Raw genomic sequence first — 711 nt, 5'->3', positions numbered from 1 at the left:
ATTTAAATGAATAATGGTATTTACATATTTATAGACCCCTTTCATCGTAAAGACAGTGGCGTCTCTACTTATACAAAACTTTCAGTGAAAATTTTAGAAGAAAACTTTATAAAGACTTTAGTAATAAAAATAAAGTCTAATGAGAGCATTGAGCAGTTTAAAATAAGAGTTCTCTCAGAAATAGATAGAATATCACAACTGATACTTTGTATTGAAGCCCCTGAATCTTTAGCATCAACATCTTTACTACCATCATCTTATCCAATCCATATCAGATTACATTGCTCAAGAAGTTTAGGTGCAGTTGTTCAAGGCAATACCTATAATGCTAGTGATGTAGAAAAAGAACAAGCAGAAATACTCAGAGCAAAATACATATCATCTCCTTCATGGGCAGCCTATTTTGCTAGTTTAGCATTATTTAAATTTGCTAGAACTCCTCTATGTTACCCAAATCCCTCTCCTGCGTATGAAAAACGCAGAATAGAACATAGAAGACATGATGTGATTTTTGTTGGCCGCTTACATAAACTCAAAGGAATTGAGTATTTAAATAATCTAATAAAATGCCTACCTCATATATCCTTCGGAATAATTGCACCGCGAGATAAAGAATGGGGATATGCAAAAAATAAAAATGTTACCTGTTATGACGGCCTTAATTTAAACAAAAAAATTATTTATGGTCTTGCAGATATTGTCATTGTGCCG

General features: G+C 32.5%; 1 protein-coding gene. It reads left to right on the top strand.

Annotated elements, in window-relative coordinates; translation table 11 throughout:
• Positions 1-84 precede the first annotated feature (84 nt).
• A partial coding sequence (locus J1782_RS00160; RefSeq protein ID WP_217151890.1) for a hypothetical protein occupies positions 85-711 on the top strand: 627 nt, incomplete at its 3' end.

This window comes from Rahnella sp. BCC 1045, assembly GCF_019049615.1.
Lineage (GTDB): Bacteria > Pseudomonadota > Gammaproteobacteria > Enterobacterales > Enterobacteriaceae > Rahnella > Rahnella contaminans.
The sequence above is the reverse complement of the archived record's forward strand: the minus strand, read 5'-3'. Positions and strand labels throughout refer to the sequence as shown.